Source organism: Halomonas sp. ALS9 (assembly GCF_001651035.1).
GTDB lineage: Bacteria > Pseudomonadota > Gammaproteobacteria > Pseudomonadales > Halomonadaceae > Vreelandella.
On the sequence record NZ_LXRG01000233.1, the window covers coordinates 71678 to 91125 of the forward strand.

At 49.9% G+C, this 19448-nt stretch carries 14 protein-coding genes and 1 tRNA gene; 14 read left to right on the top strand and 1 reads right to left on the bottom strand.

Annotation, left to right across the window (positions count from 1 at the left end; all coding sequences use genetic code 11):
- Positions 1-2: 2 nt before the first annotated feature.
- The 3 genes from A6R74_RS20940 (at position 3) to hutC (ending at position 1984) form a co-directional block, all read left to right on the top strand.
- A tRNA-Arg gene (locus tag A6R74_RS20940) sits at positions 3-79 on the top strand.
- An 820-nt stretch (positions 80-899) separates the two neighbouring features.
- Positions 900-1046 (top strand): hypothetical protein, encoded by a 147-nt coding sequence (locus A6R74_RS22860; protein ID WP_165603415.1) that lies wholly within the window; start codon positions 900-902, stop codon positions 1044-1046.
- Between the two features lie 224 nt (positions 1047-1270).
- Positions 1271-1984, top strand: a complete 714-nt coding sequence (gene hutC, locus A6R74_RS20950) for a histidine utilization repressor (RefSeq protein ID WP_064236417.1) — start codon at positions 1271-1273, stop codon at positions 1982-1984.
- Between the two features lie 76 nt (positions 1985-2060).
- Here hutC and A6R74_RS20955 read toward each other — a convergent pair whose 3' ends face one another.
- Positions 2061-3383, bottom strand: coding sequence for a YjiH family protein (locus tag A6R74_RS20955; RefSeq protein ID WP_064236418.1), 1323 nt, complete (start codon positions 3381-3383; stop codon positions 2061-2063).
- Positions 3384-3693: 310 nt separating this feature from the next.
- On the opposite strand from A6R74_RS20955, the gene hutI reads away from it, so the two are divergent.
- The 11 genes from hutI to A6R74_RS21010 all read left to right on the top strand — a co-directional run bounded on the left by hutI (position 3694) and on the right by A6R74_RS21010 (position 19442).
- Positions 3694-4908: an imidazolonepropionase gene (gene hutI / locus A6R74_RS20960; RefSeq protein ID WP_064236419.1), complete on the top strand. Its 1215-nt coding sequence runs from the start codon at positions 3694-3696 to the stop codon at positions 4906-4908.
- Complete coding sequence (gene hutG / locus A6R74_RS20965; protein ID WP_064236420.1) at positions 4898-5875, top strand: formimidoylglutamase; 978 nt, start codon at positions 4898-4900, stop codon at positions 5873-5875. Before hutI ends, hutG begins: the two co-directional genes overlap by 11 nt.
- An 82-nt stretch (positions 5876-5957) precedes the next feature.
- Positions 5958-7637 (top strand): urocanate hydratase, encoded by a 1680-nt coding sequence (gene hutU, locus A6R74_RS20970; protein WP_064236421.1) that lies wholly within the window; start codon positions 5958-5960, stop codon positions 7635-7637.
- A 96-nt stretch (positions 7638-7733) separates the two neighbouring features.
- Positions 7734-9269, top strand: coding sequence for a histidine ammonia-lyase (gene hutH, locus A6R74_RS20975; protein ID WP_064236422.1), 1536 nt, complete (start codon positions 7734-7736; stop codon positions 9267-9269).
- 92 nt (positions 9270-9361) lie between these two features.
- Complete coding sequence (locus A6R74_RS20980; protein WP_064236423.1) at positions 9362-10708, top strand: Na+/H+ antiporter family protein; 1347 nt, start codon at positions 9362-9364, stop codon at positions 10706-10708.
- Between the two features lie 383 nt (positions 10709-11091).
- Complete coding sequence (locus A6R74_RS20985) at positions 11092-11586, top strand: hypothetical protein (RefSeq protein ID WP_064236424.1); 495 nt, start codon at positions 11092-11094, stop codon at positions 11584-11586.
- A 191-nt stretch (positions 11587-11777) separates the two neighbouring features.
- The gene (locus tag A6R74_RS20990; RefSeq protein WP_064236425.1) at positions 11778-12002 is read left to right on the top strand and encodes a hypothetical protein; all 225 of its coding nucleotides are present in this window, start codon (positions 11778-11780) and stop codon (positions 12000-12002) included.
- Between the two features lie 1005 nt (positions 12003-13007).
- Positions 13008-15218 carry an ATP-dependent nuclease gene (locus A6R74_RS20995; protein WP_064236426.1) on the top strand — a complete coding sequence of 737 codons (2211 nt, stop codon included), beginning with the start codon at positions 13008-13010 and terminating at the stop codon, positions 15216-15218.
- Between the two features lie 2 nt (positions 15219-15220).
- Entirely contained in the window at positions 15221-17020 is a 1800-nt protein-coding gene (locus A6R74_RS21000) for a UvrD-helicase domain-containing protein (RefSeq protein WP_064236427.1), read from the top strand.
- A 717-nt stretch (positions 17021-17737) separates the two neighbouring features.
- Positions 17738-18847, top strand: a complete 1110-nt coding sequence (locus A6R74_RS21005; RefSeq protein ID WP_064236428.1) for a hypothetical protein — start codon at positions 17738-17740, stop codon at positions 18845-18847.
- Between the two features lie 106 nt (positions 18848-18953).
- Complete coding sequence (locus A6R74_RS21010; protein ID WP_064236429.1) at positions 18954-19442, top strand: CreA family protein; 489 nt, start codon at positions 18954-18956, stop codon at positions 19440-19442.
- The last annotated feature ends 6 nt before the right edge of the window (positions 19443-19448 follow it).

Here is a 19448-nt window from a genome sequence, read left to right on the forward strand (position 1 = left end):
AAGTCCCTGTAGCTCAGTAGGATAGAGCAGCCGCCTCCTAAGCGGCAGGTCGCAGGTTCGACTCCTGCCAGGGACGCCAACGGCCATTCTTGAGAAGGCCTGAGAAAGCCTAAAAAAGAGTACAATACTCTGAAATACATGGTTTTTTAGCTCCTCGTTGTTCCTCTGTGTTCCTTCCGAATCCCGGTGCTAAGTGGTATACAGAATGGTATATGCCTCCATGGCACTCACCGTTCGCCAGATAAACTCAACCAAACCGAGCACGAAAATTTTGGCCCTCAGCGATGGCCAAGGATTAGAACTTAGGATATGGCCCAATGCAGCCAACCAACCACGGCACCGCTTCGCGCTGCTTTCGCGGGTGCGCCGTAGGCTTACCACGCGCTACGAAACCCACCGATTTAGCTTAGTGCACATACCCGTAGCGCGTGGTAACGAAGAACGCGAGTTCAGCGAGCGTTCGTAGGCACCTGCAGCGGCAGCCCGGCACGAATGGCGGCGGCACGACGCCCAGGGGCACCAAACCAACACTGCCTGCAAGAGCCAAACCCCGGCACCGCTTCGCGCTGCTTTCGCGGGTGCGCCGTAGGCTTACCACGCGCTACGAAACCCACCGATTTAGCTTAGTACACGTACCCGTAGCGCGCGGTAACGAATCTCGCGAGGTACGAGCGAATGAGGCACCCGCGGATGGCGGCGGAACGACGCCCAGTGACACCGAACCAACACTGCCTGCAAGAGCCAAACCCCGGCACCGCTTCGCGCTGCTTTCGCGGGTGCGCCGTAGGCTTACCACGCGCTACGAAACCCACCGACTTAGCTTAGTGCACGTACCCGTAGCGCGCGGTAACGAATCTCGCGAGGTACGAGCGAATGAGGCACCCGCGGAAGGAGGGCGTATGTGTAATAAGATTGCCGACAACCTAAAAAAGCCTTACGTAAGTGGTTTCTCGACCACGGACAACCAACCTTGGCGATATGGAAAAGCTCCAGCATTTGAACTCGAGCCCTTGGATGGCGGGGATTTCAAGCTGTGGTATGCCTAATATTGTCACTGTGGCATAAAAAAACCGCTAAATCAGGCCAGTGGTGTTTTCATTGGTGCACGCTGGCATGAGCGGTGCGGGTCGCAAAAACAGGCCTTTCCTGTACTCGGCAAATTCCGACCCATTATCCAGAGTGCTGCGGTTATTCTATGAATCCAGAAACCAAGGCTAGTAAGATGTAAGATATCTGTATAGACAAATGGCCTTAATCGCAAAGGAGCTTCATGACTAGTCCTCCTCTCTACCAGCAGATCCGTCAACATCTGTTGGATAAGATTCAGTGTGGTGATTGGCAGCTGAATCATCAGATACCTACGGAAGAGCGGCTGGCGAAAGACTTTGGCGTGAGCCGGATGACGGCCAATAAAGCCATTAGAGATTTGGTGCAGCAAGGGTACCTTGTGCGTCAACCCGGCGTCGGCACCTTCGTTACCGATCGTAAGGTTGAGTCCTCTCTGGTGGAGGTATACAACATTGCCGAAGAAGTGCTTTCGCGTGGGCATCGTTACAGCAATAAGGTGATCACCCAAGAGGTGATCGAGGCCGATGATGAAGTGGCGCTGCGGTTAGGCGTGCGGCTGGGGAGTCGGGTGTTTCATACCCTCTTGGTGCACCATGAGAATGACATTCCGATTCAGCTTGAGAACCGCTACGTTAATCCACGCTGGGTGCCTGATTATCTGGACACCGATTTTTCACGCCATACGCCGAATGAGGTGCTGGTCGCCGCCTGCCCCATGACGGATATGGAGCACATTGTTGAAGCGGTGCTAGTGGATGAGCAAACGGCAAAATGGCTAAGTATTGATACCCAGACTCCTTGCTTGAGCATGGTGCGGCGTACCTGGTCTGATGAGCATTTGATTAGCTATGCGCGCCTGATCCACCCTGGCGATCGCTATAAGTTACGCTCCTCCCTGCAACGGAAAACCGCTTAAATCGATGTTAAGAACCCAGCGAAAAACCAGCGAGGTCGGCTCCTTCGACCTCGTGATTGATCGTTAATGCGGATATTCAACTGATCAGTGACTGAACTAGGTAGCCCGCGGGCACCGCAAGTAGCAAGCTCAAGGCAACGCGAATAAACCACACGATTAGCATGCGGCCTACCGAAAGCGGAATACTGGTAGAGAGAATGCAGGGGATCGACGCAGAGAAGAACAGCACGGCGGAGACTGACACCACGCCTGCAGCGAAACGGGCGACGAATTCGGCCTCGGCCATCAGCAGTGCCGGTAAGAACATTTCTGCCAACCCGGAAGCAGATGCCTGGGCCAGCGCTGCGGCGTCGTCTAGCCCCCAAATGGCGACAAAGGGATAAAACAGCCATCCCAACCACTCAAATAACGGCGTGTACTTGGCGATGAGTAGCCCGATTAAGCCTACCGACATGATCGACGGCAGGATGCTGATGGCCATTATCAACCCTTCTTTAAAGTTGAGCGCTACGCTGCGGTGAAGGCTGGGCGCGTTGGCGGCAACCTCCGTTCCTGCTTGCCAGGCGGTGCTCAAGCGTTTCCCCGCGATTGCCTCCGGTTCTCCGTCACGCTTCTGGTCATCCATGCTTGCCAGAGGTGGCAGCCGAACCGTAATAGCCGTGACGATGAACGTAATTACCAGGGTGATCCAGAAGTACATATTCCAGATACTCATCAGATCCAGCGTACGGGCCACGATGATCATGAACGTTGCCGACACCGTGGAAAAACCGGTGGCAATGATGGCGGCTTCCCGAGCGGAATACTGTCCCGCTTGATAAACCCGATTGGTAATCAATAGCCCGATCGAGTAACTACCCACAAAAGAAGCAACGGCATCGATTGCCGAGCGCCCAGGGGTACGCCAGATGGGCCGCATTACCGGCTGAACCAGTACGCCAATCAATTCCAGCAACCCATAGCTGATCAGCAGTGCCAGGAAAATAGCCCCAATCGGCACGATTAAACCTACCGGTATCACCAGTTTCTCGAACAAGAAGGGCAGCATGTCCGGTTCGTGCAGAAACGCTGGGCCCCAACCCGTTAACGCCATTACGGCGACAACGACCCCCATGATTTTCAGCACCGTGAAGATGCTTTCGGTCACTGTTCGCCGCCAATAGCCTTTAAGCAGGGGGTAGGCGGCGCCCGCAACGATCATAACTAACGCATAGATACCGCTGTATTCGCCCATCAATGAGCGCAGTCCTGTAACCATATGGTCAAGCAGGATAGTGCTTCGCCCACCTAGCTCAATGGGAACAAAAAAGATCAGGATGCCCAGAGCGCTAGGCACAAACAGTTTAAAGATAGTGGCAGCGCTAGCTCGCTGCTTGGTGGGCGGGTCTATGGGGTGCATGGCGAGGCCTCTAATTGTGTGGTTATCGTTCTGATGACTTGGGCTTGTTTTATGTATATACAATAAGCTAACCCCATACAGCATTTGCGTATAGCACCTAGCAGTAGACATTAGTCTAGTAGGGTGGGTGTTATATGATCTTTTGTTTGATGAGTTATTAACATAATTAATTGTTATTTATGGTTTTTAACTACTTTACGATGATTTTTTAGACATTTCTTGGTGCTTGTTTGCTTAGTTCACGGCTTGACGAAGGAAACCGGCATGGGCTTAATTGTATATACATTATGTTTGCTCCAAGGAGACCTCCATGGCTAATAACAAACGGCGCTATATCTGGCGCGATATCAGTGTCTTCGATGGGCTGAAAACGTTGCCGGAGCCCATGGCCGTCATTACTCAAGATGCGCGTGTTGTCACTATGACGCCTATGGATGGCTTCGATGAGTCACAGGCTGAGGGTTGCCACGATATGGGGCGGGGCGGCGTCATGACGCCCGGTCTGGTGGATTGCCATACCCATCTGGTGTTTGGCGGCGCACGCGCTGATGAGTTCGAGGCGCGTTTGGAAGGCGTCAGTTATGAAGACATTGCGCGGCGTGGCGGAGGCATTCTGAGTACCGTTTTTGCGACCCGGGAAGCGAGTGAACAAGCACTCTTCAATGCCGCCTTGCCACGCCTTGAAGCGCTGATTAAGGATGGCGTTACCACGGTCGAGATCAAGTCAGGCTATGGCTTGGACGTGGCTAATGAACTGAAGATGCTGCGGGTTGCTCGACGTCTAGGTGAAGCGTTTCCAGTGCGGATTTTGACGACACTGTTAGGCGCCCATGCCTTACCGCCGGAGTATGCGAACGATAGCGACGGCTATATCGATTTGGTCTGCAATGAAATGATTCCTGCCGCAGCGGCGGAAGGGTTGGCCGATGCCGTCGATGTTTTTTGTGAAAAGATCGCCTTTTCAGTAGCGCAATGTGAGCGAGTTTTTAAAGCAGCGCAGGCTCATGGCTTGCCCATCAAAGCGCATGCCGAGCAACTCTCTAACTTGGGGGGCGCTGCGATGGCTGCCCGCCACGGCGCACTGTCTGCTGACCATATTGAGTATCTTGATGACGCCGGTATTGCTGCCATGCGCGAAGCAGGCAGCGTGGCCGTCATTCTCCCCGGTGCTTTCCACACCCTGCGTGAAACCCAGCAGCCGCCCATTGCGGGGCTGCGCGAAGCGGGCGTGCCGATGGCGGTAGCGACCGACGCCAACCCAGGCAGCTCGCCGATATTTATGCCCACGTTAATGCTCAACCTGGCCTGCACGCTGTTTCGCATGACGCCCCAGGAAGCGTTGGCAGGCATGACCGCCAATGGGGCTGCCGCGCTAGGCTTGAAAGGAGAGGGCCAGCTTCACGAAGGCGCGGTGGCTGACCTGTGCATCTGGGGTATTGAGACACCCGCTGAACTGGCCTACGCGGTGCAGCCAGGCCGGCTAAGGCAGCGCGTCTATCAGGGGGAGTTAACCCATGGCCGCTGATACGCCCATTGATATGTCGCTCTGGCAGGGGCGCACGGATCCTGAACCCGATAGTGACCGTTGGCATCAGTGTATTGAGCCGCTAGCCAACAATGCCGCGCCGGGGTGTGCATTGCTAGGCTTCGAAAGTGATGCAGGTGTTGCGCGTAACCAGGGCCGCACTGGCGCTGCTGAGGGCCCAAATGCATTACGCCGTGCGCTGGCGCCGTTGGCCTGGCATCGCACAGCGCCTGCTTACGATGCCGGCAATGTACGTTGTGTTGATGATGCGTTAGAGGCTGCGCAACAGGCGCTGGCGGATCGTCTGACGTCATTATTAGCCGCTGGCCATCTGCCTATTGTACTGGGCGGTGGGCATGAAGTGGCCTACGCCAGTTGGCTTGGTCTGGCGCAGTTTTTTATGCCAGAAGCGTCAGCTTCAAAAGAGACTGGGCCAGAAGGTCTCGCGCCGCGGATTGGCATCATCAACTTGGACGCACACTTCGATTTGCGCGATCCAGCGCATATTCGCTCCTCAGGCACACCCTTCGCCCAGATTGCCGATCAGTGCCAAAAACATGGCTGGTCGTTTCGCTACGCCTGCCTTGGGGTAAGCCGCGCTGCTAATACGCGTGCCTTGTTTAAGCGCGCCAACGCGCTCGGAGCATTGATTCGTGAAGATCGCGAGATCGATGCGCTACGCCTGGACTCTATCGTCAGAGACGTGCAGCGCTTCATCGCCAAATGCGACCACCTTTATCTGACCATCGACCTGGATGTACTCCCTGCTGCCGAAGCCCCCGGCGTGAGTGCGCCCGCCGCCCGGGGTGTTTCGCTTGCCTTTATAGAGCCGCTTGTTGAAGCGGTGCGTGACAGCGGCAAGCTGCGCCTCGCGGACTTGGCAGAGCTTAACCCCAGCCTGGATATCGACGGCCGTACCGCCAGAGCGGCGGCGCGGCTCGTGCACTTGCTGACCTTAGATAACTGAATTTCGAAAGCTAGCCCTGGATGACTGACAGGGCACACCTCTAGACCAACGAATAACGAACAGAAACACAAGGAATGACGCCATGCCAACCAACGATAAACGTCACGATGCTTCACGTAAGATCATTGCGCCGACCGGTACTGAACTCAGCTGTAAAAGCTGGCTGACCGAAGCGCCGCTTCGCATGCTGATGAACAACCTTCATCCGGATGTGGCTGAAAGCCCCGAGGATTTAGTGGTTTATGGCGGCATCGGCCGCGCTGCCCGTGACTGGGCGTGCTATGACAAAATCGTCGAAACGCTGCAGCGCTTGGAAGATACCCAGACGCTGCTAGTGCAGTCGGGTAAACCCGTTGGTGTCTTCGAAACCCATAAGGATGCGCCCCGGGTGCTGATTGCCAACTCCAATCTGGTGCCCGCCTGGGCTAACTGGGAGCACTTCAACGAACTGGATCGCAAAGGCTTGATGATGTACGGCCAGATGACGGCGGGTTCTTGGATCTACATCGGCTCCCAGGGCATTGTGCAAGGCACCTATGAAACCTTTGTTGAGGCAGGGCGCCAGCACTACGACGGTGAACTCAAGGGGCGCTGGATTCTGACCGCTGGACTGGGTGGCATGGGCGGCGCTCAGCCTTTGGCGGCGACGTTGGCGGGTGCCTGTTCGCTAAATATTGAGTGTCGGCAGGCGAGCCTCGACTTCCGCTTGCGTACCCGCTACCTGGATGAGCAGGCTGACAACCTGGATGACGCCCTGGCGCGTATTGAACGCTATACCGCCGAAGGCAAGGCTATTTCTATCGGCCTGTGCGGTAACGCCGCCGATGTGCTGCCGGAACTGATCAAACGCGGCATTAAGCCGGATATGGTCACGGATCAAACCAGCGCCCACGACCCGCTACACGGCTACCTGCCTTCCGGCTGGACATGGGAGGAGTACGTGGCCCGCGGCAAGTCTGAGCCTGAGGCCACCGTGAAAGCGGCCAAACAATCGATGGCGGTGCATGTGCAAGCGATGCTCGACTTCCAGAAGATCGGCGTACCCACCTTTGATTACGGCAATAACATTCGCCAGATGGCAATGGAGGAGGGGGTTGCCAACGCCTTTGATTTTCCAGGCTTCGTGCCCGCCTATATACGCCCGCTCTTTTGCCAGGGCATCGGCCCCTTCCGCTGGGTGGCGCTCTCTGGGGATCCTGAGGACATTTATAAGACCGACCAGAAGGTCAAAGAGCTCATTCCCGACGACCCGCACTTGCATAACTGGCTCGACATGGCGCGCGAGCGCATCAGCTTCCAGGGGCTGCCAGCACGCATTTGCTGGGTGGGGCTTAAAGATCGTGCCCGCCTGGGGCAAGCCTTCAACGAAATGGTCAAAAGTGGCGAGCTAAAAGCACCGATCGTTATCGGCCGCGACCACCTCGATTCGGGATCCGTTGCCAGCCCCAACCGCGAAACAGAGGCGATGATGGATGGTTCTGACGCCGTTTCCGACTGGCCACTGCTCAACGCGCTGCTCAACACCGCAGGCGGTGCCACCTGGGTATCGTTGCACCATGGCGGCGGGGTCGGTATGGGCTATTCCCAGCACTCGGGCGTGGTGATTGTGTGTGATGGCAGCGATGATGCCCACACCCGCTTAGGCCGCGTGCTGCGCAACGACCCGGGCACCGGCGTGATGCGCCATGCGGACGCAGGCTATGACATCGCCAAGCAGTGCGCCCAGGAAAACGGTCTTGATTTGCCGATGCTTAATCCGTAAAGCCCGCACACTTACAACAGCTAAAACAGCAACAACTAAAATAGACAGCAACGAAGAAGGTGGGGTGACCACCTTCCTGTTTCTAAAGGCGATCAAATGAAACATCTAGAAATTCAGCCTGGCAAAATGACCCTTGCCCAGGCCCGCCAGATCCATCAAGCGCATGTGCCTGTTACGTTACCGGAAAGCGCTAATGCGGATATCCAGCGAAGCGTTGATTGCGTTAACCGGGTTGTCAGTGAGAACCGCACGGTTTACGGCATTAATACGGGGTTCGGCTTGTTGGCCCAGACCCGTATTGCCAACGAAGACCTTGAATCGCTACAGAGCTCCCTGGTGCTCTCTCACGCCACTGGCGTGGGAAGGGCGATAGACGACGCCCTGGTGCGTTTGATTATGGTGCTCAAGGTCAACAGCCTGGCGAGGGGCTTCTCCGGCATCCGCCGTGAGGTATTGGATGCCCTGGTGGCATTGATCAATGCCGAGGTGTATCCGCATATTCCTCTGAAAGGATCAGTAGGGGCATCCGGTGATTTGGCGCCCCTGGCGCATATGAGCGTTGTACTGCTGGGCGAGGGCAAAGCCCGCTACAAAGGGGAGTGGATTTCCGCCGAAAAGGCGTTGGAAATCGCTGGGCTGGCGCCCATCACGCTGGCTCCCAAAGAGGGCCTGGCGCTGCTTAATGGCACCCAGGTATCCACCGCCTATGCCTTGCGGGGGCTCTTCGATGCTGAAGACCTGTTTGCGGCGGCGACGGTATGCGGTTCGCTAACCGTAGAAGCCACCCTGGGGTCACGTTCACCCTTCGACGCTCGAATTCATGAGGTGCGTGGTCAGCAAGGCCAAATTGACGCGGCCGCCGCTTATCGCCATCTGCTCGGTGAACATAGTGCCGTCGGCGACTCCCATGCCAACTGCGATAAAGTCCAGGATCCCTACTCACTGCGCTGCCAGCCGCAGGTGATGGGCGCTGTATTAACGCAGATCCGCCAGGCAGCCGAGGTGCTGGCGGTGGAAATCAACGCGGTCTCTGATAACCCGCTGGTATTTGCCGAACAGGATGACATTATTTCCGGCGGTAATTTTCATGCTGAACCGGTGGCCATGGCCGCTGACAACCTGGCGTTAGCCATCGCTGAGATCGGTTCTCTTGCCGAGCGTCGTGTCTCCTTGATGATGGACAAGCACATGTCCCAGCTACCGCCATTTCTGGTCGAGAACGGTGGGGTCAATTCCGGGTTTATGATCGCCCAGGTCACCGCCGCCGCCCTGGCAAGTGAAAATAAAGCCTTGGCGCACCCGCACAGTGTCGACAGCCTGCCTACCTCGGCTAACCAGGAAGACCATGTCTCCATGGCGCCTGCTGCCGGTAAGCGGCTGTGGGAAATGGCCGAGAACGTGTGCGGCATCTTGGCCATCGAATGGCTGGGGGCGTGCCAGGGATTGGACATGCGCGAGGGCTTGACCACTACCCAGCCGCTAGAGCAAGCCAGGCATCTACTGCGTGCCCGCGTCAGCCACTACACACAGGATCGCTTCTTCGCGCCGGATATCGAAGCCGCTAGCGACCTGATACGCGAGCGCACGTTAACCCCACTGGCTCACCCGCATACGCTGCCAAGCCAGCATTAAGGCGTCTCATGCTTCCCTATGGCGCTAGTCTGTGACGACCCCAGGCCATAGGGAACGCTCTAATTACCATCTAACAACAAAGTAGGCTTTTCATGAATGCTATCGTTCTGGCTATCCTGGTGATGGTCGGCTTGAGTCTTGCGCGCGTTTCAGTTGTGTTTGCGCTTATCGTCGCCACGCTGGTAGGTGGGTTGTATGCGGGCATGCCTATTGGCGAGATCCTTGACGCCTTTAATGAGGGGCTGGGCAATGGCGCCACCATCGCGCTCTCTTATGCGGTGTTAGGCGCCTTTGCCGTCGCTTTATCCCGTTCTGGTATCACCGAACTGCTGGCCAGCCGGGCCATTAGACGCTTCCAGCTAGACGAGTCCGGGGGTAGCCGTCGCACGGTGACCTATACACTGCTGGCGGCGTTATTGGCCGCGGCGGTCAGCTCGCAGAACCTGATTCCTGTCCATATCGCTTTTATTCCAGTGCTGGTACCGCCGATGCTAAAGCTGATGAACCATCTGAAGCTTGACCGGCGACTGGTGGCTTGCGTGATTACCTTCGGTATCACGGCGCCTTACATGTTACTGCCCGTGGGTTTTGGGGCGATTTTCCTGAATGACATACTGCTCGCCAACCTCAACGAAAGTGGCGCGGCGCTGGGGTTGGAAGTGACCCGTCAAATGGTGCCACTGGCAATGGCGATTCCCATTGGTGGAATGGCACTAGGGTTAGCGGTGGCCGTGTTTTGGAGTTACCGCAAGGGACGTGACTACCAAGATCGTGAGCTGGCCCATGGGGATAGATCGCCCCAGGAAGCTGCGCTTTCGCTTGCCGGATGGCAAAAGGCCATGTTGGTTATTTCCCTAATAGGTACGGTCACCGTGCAACTGATGACGGGCTCTATGGTACTGGGCGGTATCTTCGGGTTTGCCTTGCTCTCCATGAGTGGCGTTTTCCGCTGGCATGAGCAGGATGGTATCTTTACCGAGGGGATGCGCATGATGGCCCTGGTCGGCTTTATCATGATCTCAGCGGCAGGTTTTGCCAGTGTGATGCAAGCCAGTGGCGAGGTGGAAGGGCTGGTGGCAAGTTCAGCCGAGCTTATCGGTGACAATAAAGGCCTGGCCGCGTTGATTATGCTGCTGGTAGGGCTGTTTATCACCATGGGCATTGGCTCTTCGTTTTCGACCATTCCCATTATTGCTTCACTCTATGTGCCTTTGGCGCTGAGCTTTGGCTTTTCGCCTATGGCGACAGTAGCACTGGTGGGTACGGCCGCCGCCTTGGGCGACGCAGGCTCACCCGCTTCAGACTCCACCCTGGGCCCCACCGCAGGTCTCAATGCCGATGGGCAGCATGACCATATCTGGGATAGCGTGGTGCCTACCTTCCTGCACTACAACATCCCGCTGATTGTGTTTGGCTGGGGCGCTGCCATGGTGCTTTAAATTAGTTGAAGGGCTCCGCCCGTATTTCGATTGCTACGGCAGCATCACTTAACCATTCGCTAGCAAAGAGCGAGGATATTTCCTAACACCTTGGGCAGGGAAGCCCAGTGGTTTAATCGGATCTACTTTTCTCATATCAAGATTTTGTTGTAACCTGTTAAGTATAAAAAATATTTACATCCTCTATGTTTGTTTTTAAGCCTTCCTCATGAATAAGGTGGGCTAAGGGCTGCCTCTTTTCATGCACTGCTTCTTTATTGCTGCTAAATGGCACTGGGTGAGTGTCGGCGCGGTTATGGGGCGCTCAAATAAATGCCAAAATGGAACTTCAAACTGAAGCTGGCTCAACAGTGAGCCTTACGTCAGCGCAAGGTTAGGAGACAATGAAGATAAACTATAACCCTACCGGTAAATGGTCGGTAGAGGCGGTAAAAGAAAGATACTCAAAACTGAGCTTGTCGCTAGGAAGCGTGGATGGCTTTGAACCGTTCTGCAAAACATACACAAACCGGAGAGGTTTTACCTGGGTTTATAACATTATGGACTCAGTGGTGGATGGTGTTCGGTTAGGTGATAAAGCCTGCGTGCAGCTTGCTATTGACTATATCCGAGACAATGAAATGTACTCTAAAACGGGTTATATTCGTGCGCGCATGGCTAGAGCACTCAAATCTGCGGATCTTTCTGATAGCCAAAAAAAAGAATTGGCCCTGATATTTTTACACCAGTTAGAAACAGGCGTCTTATATCAGGAATATCGGGAGTACTGTCGACTGTTTAGAAAAATAGGCGTTGAGCCTTATCGAAGAGAGATAAAAAGGTATGGCAAAGCGCGCAGACAGTATATCAAGCGTGCAGCGAACAGATTGCTGGCCTAAATCAGCATCGCTGTTGATATAAGTCTTAGAGCGTAAAAAGCATAAGGGGCAGGCGGCTAGCTGCAAGCGGCTATAGACCTTCTATCTACAATATTGTCAGCCCTACGCCCTATGCCGGCCGCGACCCACAGCTTGCTATCGCCATTCCGCCTTCAGACACTATTATTTTCGCCTCGAAAGGGACACCACCTATGACAAAGGAAGATCTGAAACTTCAACTGCTCGCCGCACCCTCGTTTCTATTGATCGGTATAGGTTTATTTATCCTTTGGGGATCGAACCCTGGCGACGTTCATCCAGCTTTGGCCAACCCAAATATTGCCTATGGGCTTTTCGTGCTTGGTGGTATGGGCGCGTTGCTATCGCTGGTGAAAGGATTACGGATGGAGATGAATTGCCCAATTTCCTTTTTCTGAAATGTAGTTGGGGAGGTTGGAGAGTGATGGTTACACCGGAGGGATGAGCGCCCCGCTTTGTGCGGGGCGTTGTCGTGTTAGGCAAGGAGTAGAGGGCGGAAGGGTGGTCAGCCTTAAACGAGCGTCTACAGGGCTTCATGCGGCAATGTTGCCAACCAACCGGCCCCACTCCGGCCGCGACCCACGCCGCACCATCGTCACCCCGCCCCGCCCGCGCGCTAAATGTAGTGGTTTTTATGCACCCCTGTGCCTGCCGCCAAGCCGCGCCACTGCTGGGCTAGATGGAGAAAAATGGGTGCATGAAAATTATGCGAATTCATGCGGGATTATGCACTTTTAACGTATAGGATGGGGAGCAACAATCTAGAGCTAGGCTATTGGCTGACAGTTAGCTAAACAGGACATTCCTGACAAGACCCTGTAGAGCCAAAGACTTACACAAAGACACGGGGCAGGATGGCCTAAAGTAGCAGCTAAACGGGTTGTACAGGAGTAAAGGAATAGTCAATACTGCTAAAGATAATTAAAGTGATGGACAAGGAGCCTATGAGTACAAACTCGCTCGTAAACATGATCTGCGAATCACCAGCCGCCATGGGTGGCTGGGAGAGACGATCTCATTGCTTTTCTACAGGAGCACATAGACTTTTGAGTTAATAACCAACACCTTCGACTTCAGATTTGCATCTACCCGAATTGCCATGCAGAAAAAGTTGATATAAATTTAATTAAGGATGTGTGGTGTTCATGATGATTGGTCTTATATCGCCAGGCAGTATTTATGCTTTTTATTGAAGTGGTGTATCAAGTGTATAGACTGGTTATTTCTATGTCCTATGTTGCCAAGTAAGAATAAGAATGAATTAATATTCAATACGAAAATCGACTATCATGGAATAAGTAAACCAAAAAATAATTATCATTCTGGCAAAATTGATAGTAAATGGCTGTATATTATTTCCAATTTTGAAAATGGATGTAATTTTTTAAAACTCCCGAGGGCTTATGCACATTACAAAGTTGTCTCTAATTAATTATAGAAATTTTAAAAACGTAAAGTTGCTTTTTAATAAGGGGATCAATACAGTTATTGGTGAAAATGGTTCCGGTAAAACTAACTTGTTCAGGGCTATGAGATTACTGCTTGATAATTCTATGCCTCGTTCTGCCACAAAGCTTACCGAAGGGGATTTTTGTAGGGCATTAGATACCTGGCGTGGACACTGGATCATAATTAGCATTGAATTTGATGACATTGCTAGCGATGAGTCTAGTCAGTCGTTATTTCTTCATGGTGCAGGGAATGCGGAAGATGAAGTTGTTACTAGAGCAACCTATAGTTTGATTTTTAGACCTAAGGCAAACATCCGACAAGAACTGTCACAGATTCCAATAGGAGATTCAGTTGCTCTAGAAAGCTATTTGAAGGGTATAACTATTGATGACTATGAGACTGTTCTTACTGGTAAGAGTTCAGCTGATTACAATGATCCAGCTGTATACAAAAAAATAGTAGGCGACTTCGATAAAGTAGTATTTCCTAAGAAATTAAATAATTCCGATGTTGGTATACGTTTGCCTCATATACTCAATGTGCCTAATGAAGTGTCGTTTACATTTATTAAAGCACTAAGGGATGTGGTGTCGGATTTCCATAGTAATAGAACTAACCCTTTGCTAACACTGTTAAAAAGAAAAGCGGGTGATATTAGTCAATCTGAGTTCCAGCCAATTGCCGATTTGATTAAAGATTTGAATAATGAGATCGAAGGCCTATCAGATATTTGTGATGTTCGTGATGATATTAAAACCACTATCAGTGATACAGTAGGCGATGCATATTCACCTGATTCAATCTCTATTCGTTCTAGTTTGACGGACGAGTCTGATCAGTTGTTTCAGTCATTAAAACTCTTTGTTGCAGAAACAGATGATGGCTATGAGATGGCTATTCATGAAATGAGTTTAGGCGGTGCCAATTTACTATTTCTCACATTAAAATTGCTGGAATTTAAATACCAAAGGGCTAGTCAATCAATCGGAAATTTTCTCTTGATTGAAGAGCCAGAAGCACATATCCACACACATATTCAAAAATCTCTATTCGATAATATCAATTACGAAGATACGCAAATTATATATTCAACTCACTCATCATACATATCAGAAGTGAGTAATATTGAAAGTATGAACATTATTGGCGTTGTTGACGGTTTAGTTGAGGTGTTTCAACCGTCAGTAGGACTTGCTAATGAGGAAGTGGGCTTTGTTCAACGTTATCTTGATGCTACACGTAGCAACTTACTATTTGCCCGTAGTGTAATTTTAGTCGAAGGAGATGCCGAAGAGATACTTATTCCTATTTTGATAAAGAAATCTTTAGGGTTAAGTTTGGATGAAATTGGTATCAGTCTAATTAATATTAGAAGTACTGGTTTCGAGAATATTGCAATATTATTTGATAATCAAAGAATAAAAAAACGTTGCAGTATTATTACGGATTTAGATGCAGCGTTTTTTGATATTTCGATTTATCCGACTGATAGTGAATTAGATAAAAAGAAGAAAACAAAAGCTATTGGTTCTCAGCAAGCTGGGCTAGCTCGAAAGTCAAGGCTTAATGGTTTCAGTTTAAATAACCCATGGGTTTTTCCTTTTTATGCAAATCATACGTTTGAGGTTGATTTTATACAGTCTCTCAATAGTTATTATCTAATTAACATAACTACAGATGTATACACTCAGCAAGCTACGATAGATATCGCATCAAATGAATTATCTTCAAGTGATATCGCAATCTCAGGTTCAAGAGCATTATCAATGGCGAACTATCAAGGTAAAGGGTGGTTTGCCCTAACGTTAGGTAAAGTTATTGATTTTAAAGTGGTTATTCCGGAGTATATTTTCGATGCTATTAAATTTGCACACGGTGATTTCAACAGAGAACTAAAGTTGAAAATGCTTAAGCATCGTTACGAATCTGTCATTGAACATATAGAATTCGGCAGAAAAACCATTGAACGACTAGTTGCAGAAGGTAATACGATATTAGAGCAGGAATGGAAAGTCTATTTGGCTCTATACGAGAACGGATTAGCAATGTTCACACCTAAGTGGGAAGCGTTTGATTTTATCCATGGTGATATAGATGTACTTAAGGCGAACCTATTAAACGATTTACCTTGTGCGCAAAACGATATTTTATTAAGGATATAATTATGTTCGTGTTTGACGAAGGTGATCTAAATAATGAACAAGTGGCGGCGATTCGTGAACCGAATAATGTGTTCTTAGTTGCATGCCCAGGAAGTGGTAAAACTCGGACGCTTACTTACAAAATTGCTTATGAGCTTTCAAAAATAGATGACATTAAAAAGTGGGTGGTCGCTATTACTTACACGCATAGAGCAGCTGATGAAATCCGTGAGCGCATTGAAATTCTTGGATTAGACACATCCCATTTATGGATCGGGACTATTCATGCATTTTGTTTAGAATGGATATTGAAGCCATATGGTCTATATCATGACAAGCTAAAAAACGGTTTTAAAATAGTTAACTCATACGATTCTGAAAAAATAATATCTCAGATATGCTCCAGTTTTACCGAAAGTATTAGGTATTTTGAGTGTAGTCATTACTACAACCCACGAGGATTAATACTGTCTTGTGCTGGAAGTAATGTATCATTAGCAAAACAGGTGATAGACAAGTATCACAATCAACTTGAAGATAATAATCAGATCGACTTTGAGCAAATTTTATACTTTTCTTATGAAATATTATCTAGTAATTCATTTGTTGCTAGAATACTGGCGAATTTGTTTTCGTATATTCTTATTGATGAATATCAAGACACAAAAGAGATACAATACTCAATTGTGGCTAGTATGATTAAAGCTAGTCAGAGCAGGTTGAAAACGTTCATTGTTGGTGATCCAAATCAAGCTATCTATGGCTCGCTCGGTGGCTACGCAATAACACAGCAGGAATTCGAGCAGATAGCTGGTGTGTCATTTACTACAATGGCACTAGATAAAAACTATAGAAGCTCTAGAAAAATCATAGATTATTATCTTAATTATAATGTTTTCAAAAGTGAAAATACCGCTGAAGGTTTGTATAAAAATCACCCTAGTCTTATCACTTATGACCAAATTATTCATAAGGATAACTTAGTTGATAAAGTCAGTGAATATATTGAGCATAATACACAAAAAATTGGTATCTCAGAGAGCGAAATTTGCGTAATTGCACCTTGGTGGATGCATTTAGCTGCACTCACCCGTAGCTTGGTAAACAGATTGCCCGATTATAGTTTTGATGGGCCAGGACTAGTCCCTTTCTCAAGGGATATTGATAATTTTTGGTTTAAGCTGACTCAAATAATTTTAACGGAGCCCTCACCTAATTTGTATGTTAAGCGTCTGCGGTGGGCATCTGATATCTTATATGACATGGAGCTTGCACTGGTCGATACCCATGCAATGACCTCTAAGCAGTTACTCAAAATTGTCAATTCGATAAAAATATATGAAAATGATGGTCTGACTTATCTTCGTTTATTTTTTGAGCAAATTTTTAGTGAACTGAAATTAGATTACGCCCTATATCCAATGCTTAAGGAGCATTATGAATCGTTCTTCAACAGTACACTGAATAGAATGGATAGGCTAAGGCAAGAGGATGCCTCATTCGCGACAAATGTAGAGGCTTTTCGGAAAGCATTTAAGCCTAGGACTGGTATTAAGGTGTCAACGATACATGGGGTAAAGGGTGGTGAGTATGATGTAGTTATCTCCTTCGGGCTTCTTCAAGGTCTAGTTCCTAATTTCAATGATTCTTCTGTTGATAGCGCTAAAAGGTTGCTCTATGTAATTGGTTCTAGGGCTAGAAAAAACTTACATCTTATTTCAGAAACAGGAAGGATGACTGGTTATGTTGGAAATCAAAGAGAGCGCCAACCTACAGAAATATTAAACCAGTTAAATTTTGCATATGATCAAAATTTAATGTGAAGGACTAAGGTTAGACCTTAAGTATTTGAGGGTTAATAAGCTTGCATATGATTAATCTTAGCACTCGAACCCCGCAAAGCGGCGTCGGTGCTCGAGAAATTGTGTATTCACGAGGTCTAAATGGCCGTTTTTAGTCATAATTTGCCCATATGTGACATATACAAAATTACCAGTGGTGCTGTTATCAATTTATAGGATATTAGCGGGCTGCAGGTGGGATCGCTGGTATACTAATTCTTTTCATGTTTGTATTAAGTTATTAAAAATCATATGCTTGGCTTGCATTTTTTTTTTAGACTCCTGCCAGGACGCCATAAATAACAATAAGTTAGTGGTTTATCTGGTTTCGCCTGTTTTTGTTTTCGTTCCCCCCTCCTATTTCAGCGCTAGATTTAGCACTACTTATTAAGCCACCTCTGGTTAAGCACTTACATTTCTGAGTATGGCCTTCCTCCATGAATACCGAAACCGCATTACTTGGCTTGATAATATGCTTTGCCTTGATTTGAAAGGGGTTTCCCCCTATACATGACGGTATACTCGAATGAATGGCAGTTGCGAGCCCAGTGAGGAGCTCACCGAGGTCTATGGGCTGGGAAGCCTAGCAGGCTTAATTTTTAACTCTGGGCCTTGGTCGCGGCTATAGTGATCAACTTAATTCGCTAATGCCCGCCAGATGAGGCGTTGCCATCTTTTCTTTTGATGATAGGAGCGGACGTGGTAATCCAAGTCGACCGGCTACCCATTAGCTACCCCATTCTGAGCGTTTTAGACTCGCCTGATCCGGCTAGTGCCGCGACAAACGGCAGAATACGCATAGCCGGCTGGGCCTACTGGGAAGGCAAAGATATAGACATCGTTGTCGACACAGGGGCCAATATTTTTACCACCGCCCCCCATCTCAGCCGCAAGGACGTTGCCCAGCATTTGCAGAAACGAGGACTGCCAGTTTCCCAGGATGCGCTGTTGGGGTTCAAATTCGATTTCATGTTTACCGAAAAGCTTCGCATAGGCTTTAAGTGTAACGAAACCATAGCCTGGAGATATGAGATAAGGGAAACGGTGCGTGATCCATTTAGGCCCTATGACTCGCTAGAGCAGTTACTAGACGGCGACGAAGGCGTTTATGGTAACTATTACTTCCACAATTCCAAAGATTGGTCGAAGCTTCTTGTGCTGTTTAATGGTGCTGTAACCCGCGATAAACTAAGACGGGATAGTGCTGTCTTTCAGAGGTGGTCCTGGGCGGACAAATTTAAACACCCCGTCGTGGTCATCGCCGACCCTCTGACTACTGGGGACGATTCTCTTACTTTAGGCTGGTATTTAGGGAAGAGTCAGTCTAGTGATTTGCCTCACCTCCTTAACCCATTGTTAGAGCTGGTTGACCGTAAGCACCCTGGTTGTACAAAAATCGGCGTTGGGTCTTCTGGGGGTGGGTTTGCAGCGCTCAGCGGCGTGCTGTTGGGTCTCTTGAATGACGCCATCGTCATCAACCCCCAGACCGATGTTTTAAAATTCTACAGCCGTAAACATGTTGACGCGTTTTTATCCGTCAGAACAACTGAGCAGATTGACTCAAACCTTATGGCACTAGGGTGGGATCAGTTGAAAGAGAGTAGCAAAGTGACATTCTTGCAGAACAGCTTTGATACCCATCACTATACCGAGCACTATCAGCCCTTCCTTAAGCATGTCGAGTCCAGCAGGAAGGGCCGACATTTCGATTTTATCGAATACCAAGACGAGGAGGCAGGACATAGTCCCCCAAGCTTGGGGAGGTTAGCCAGGCTCATAGAAGACAAGATCACCTCGCTGCTTAAGTGAGCATTCTCGACCCCCCCCGGTTTGAGAACCTAGCCTCAGCTTTCATCTTGTTCTATCCGATAATTTTAGCCCCTCACGCGGCTGACTATTGCCAAGGAAGTTACCCATGTTGTTATCTAAACGCGTTGCACTTATGTCGCTCATCGCTATGTTTACGCTGATGCCACCCACGCTATTCGCCCAGGATGCCCATATTGGCAGCGTGCGTACCGAGTTCAAGCTGCTGGGCCCGAACAACACTATTGAAGTTGAGCGCTTCGACGACCCAGATGTTCAGGGTATCTCCTGCTATCTCTCCTACTCACAGATTGGTGGCATCTCTGGTGCGGTAGGGCTGGCTGAGGAGGCCAGTGAGGCGAGTGTGGCGTGTCGGCAGACAGGGGAGATTGTCTTCGACCCCGCAGAAGTAGAGGAGCAAGAGGTGATTTTTAGTCAACGCCGCTCGGCGCTGTTCAAGAATATGCGCGTTGTTCGCATGCATGATGCCGAAACCCAGACCTTTGTGTACCTGACCTACAGCACCAAGCTGGTGGACGGCTCGCCTAAAAATGCGATTACGGCTGTCCACTACGGTGAGCTAGGAGGTGGGCAATAATTGACT

Coding starts and splice junctions, on each gene's coding strand:
- A6R74_RS22860 (WP_165603415.1), top strand. CDS start 900: ATGTGTAATAAGATTGCCGACAACCTAAAAAAGCCTTACGTAAGTGGT.
- hutC (WP_064236417.1), top strand. CDS start 1,271: ATGACTAGTCCTCCTCTCTACCAGCAGATCCGTCAACATCTGTTGGAT.
- A6R74_RS20955 (WP_064236418.1), bottom strand. CDS start 3,383: ATGCACCCCATAGACCCGCCCACCAAGCAGCGAGCTAGCGCTGCCACT.
- hutI (WP_064236419.1), top strand. CDS start 3,694: ATGGCTAATAACAAACGGCGCTATATCTGGCGCGATATCAGTGTCTTC.
- hutG (WP_064236420.1), top strand. CDS start 4,898: ATGGCCGCTGATACGCCCATTGATATGTCGCTCTGGCAGGGGCGCACG.
- hutU (WP_064236421.1), top strand. CDS start 5,958: ATGCCAACCAACGATAAACGTCACGATGCTTCACGTAAGATCATTGCG.
- hutH (WP_064236422.1), top strand. CDS start 7,734: ATGAAACATCTAGAAATTCAGCCTGGCAAAATGACCCTTGCCCAGGCC.
- A6R74_RS20980 (WP_064236423.1), top strand. CDS start 9,362: ATGAATGCTATCGTTCTGGCTATCCTGGTGATGGTCGGCTTGAGTCTT.
- A6R74_RS20985 (WP_064236424.1), top strand. CDS start 11,092: ATGAAGATAAACTATAACCCTACCGGTAAATGGTCGGTAGAGGCGGTA.
- A6R74_RS20990 (WP_064236425.1), top strand. CDS start 11,778: ATGACAAAGGAAGATCTGAAACTTCAACTGCTCGCCGCACCCTCGTTT.
- A6R74_RS20995 (WP_064236426.1), top strand. CDS start 13,008: ATGCACATTACAAAGTTGTCTCTAATTAATTATAGAAATTTTAAAAAC.
- A6R74_RS21000 (WP_064236427.1), top strand. CDS start 15,221: ATGTTCGTGTTTGACGAAGGTGATCTAAATAATGAACAAGTGGCGGCG.
- A6R74_RS21010 (WP_064236429.1), top strand. CDS start 18,954: ATGTTGTTATCTAAACGCGTTGCACTTATGTCGCTCATCGCTATGTTT.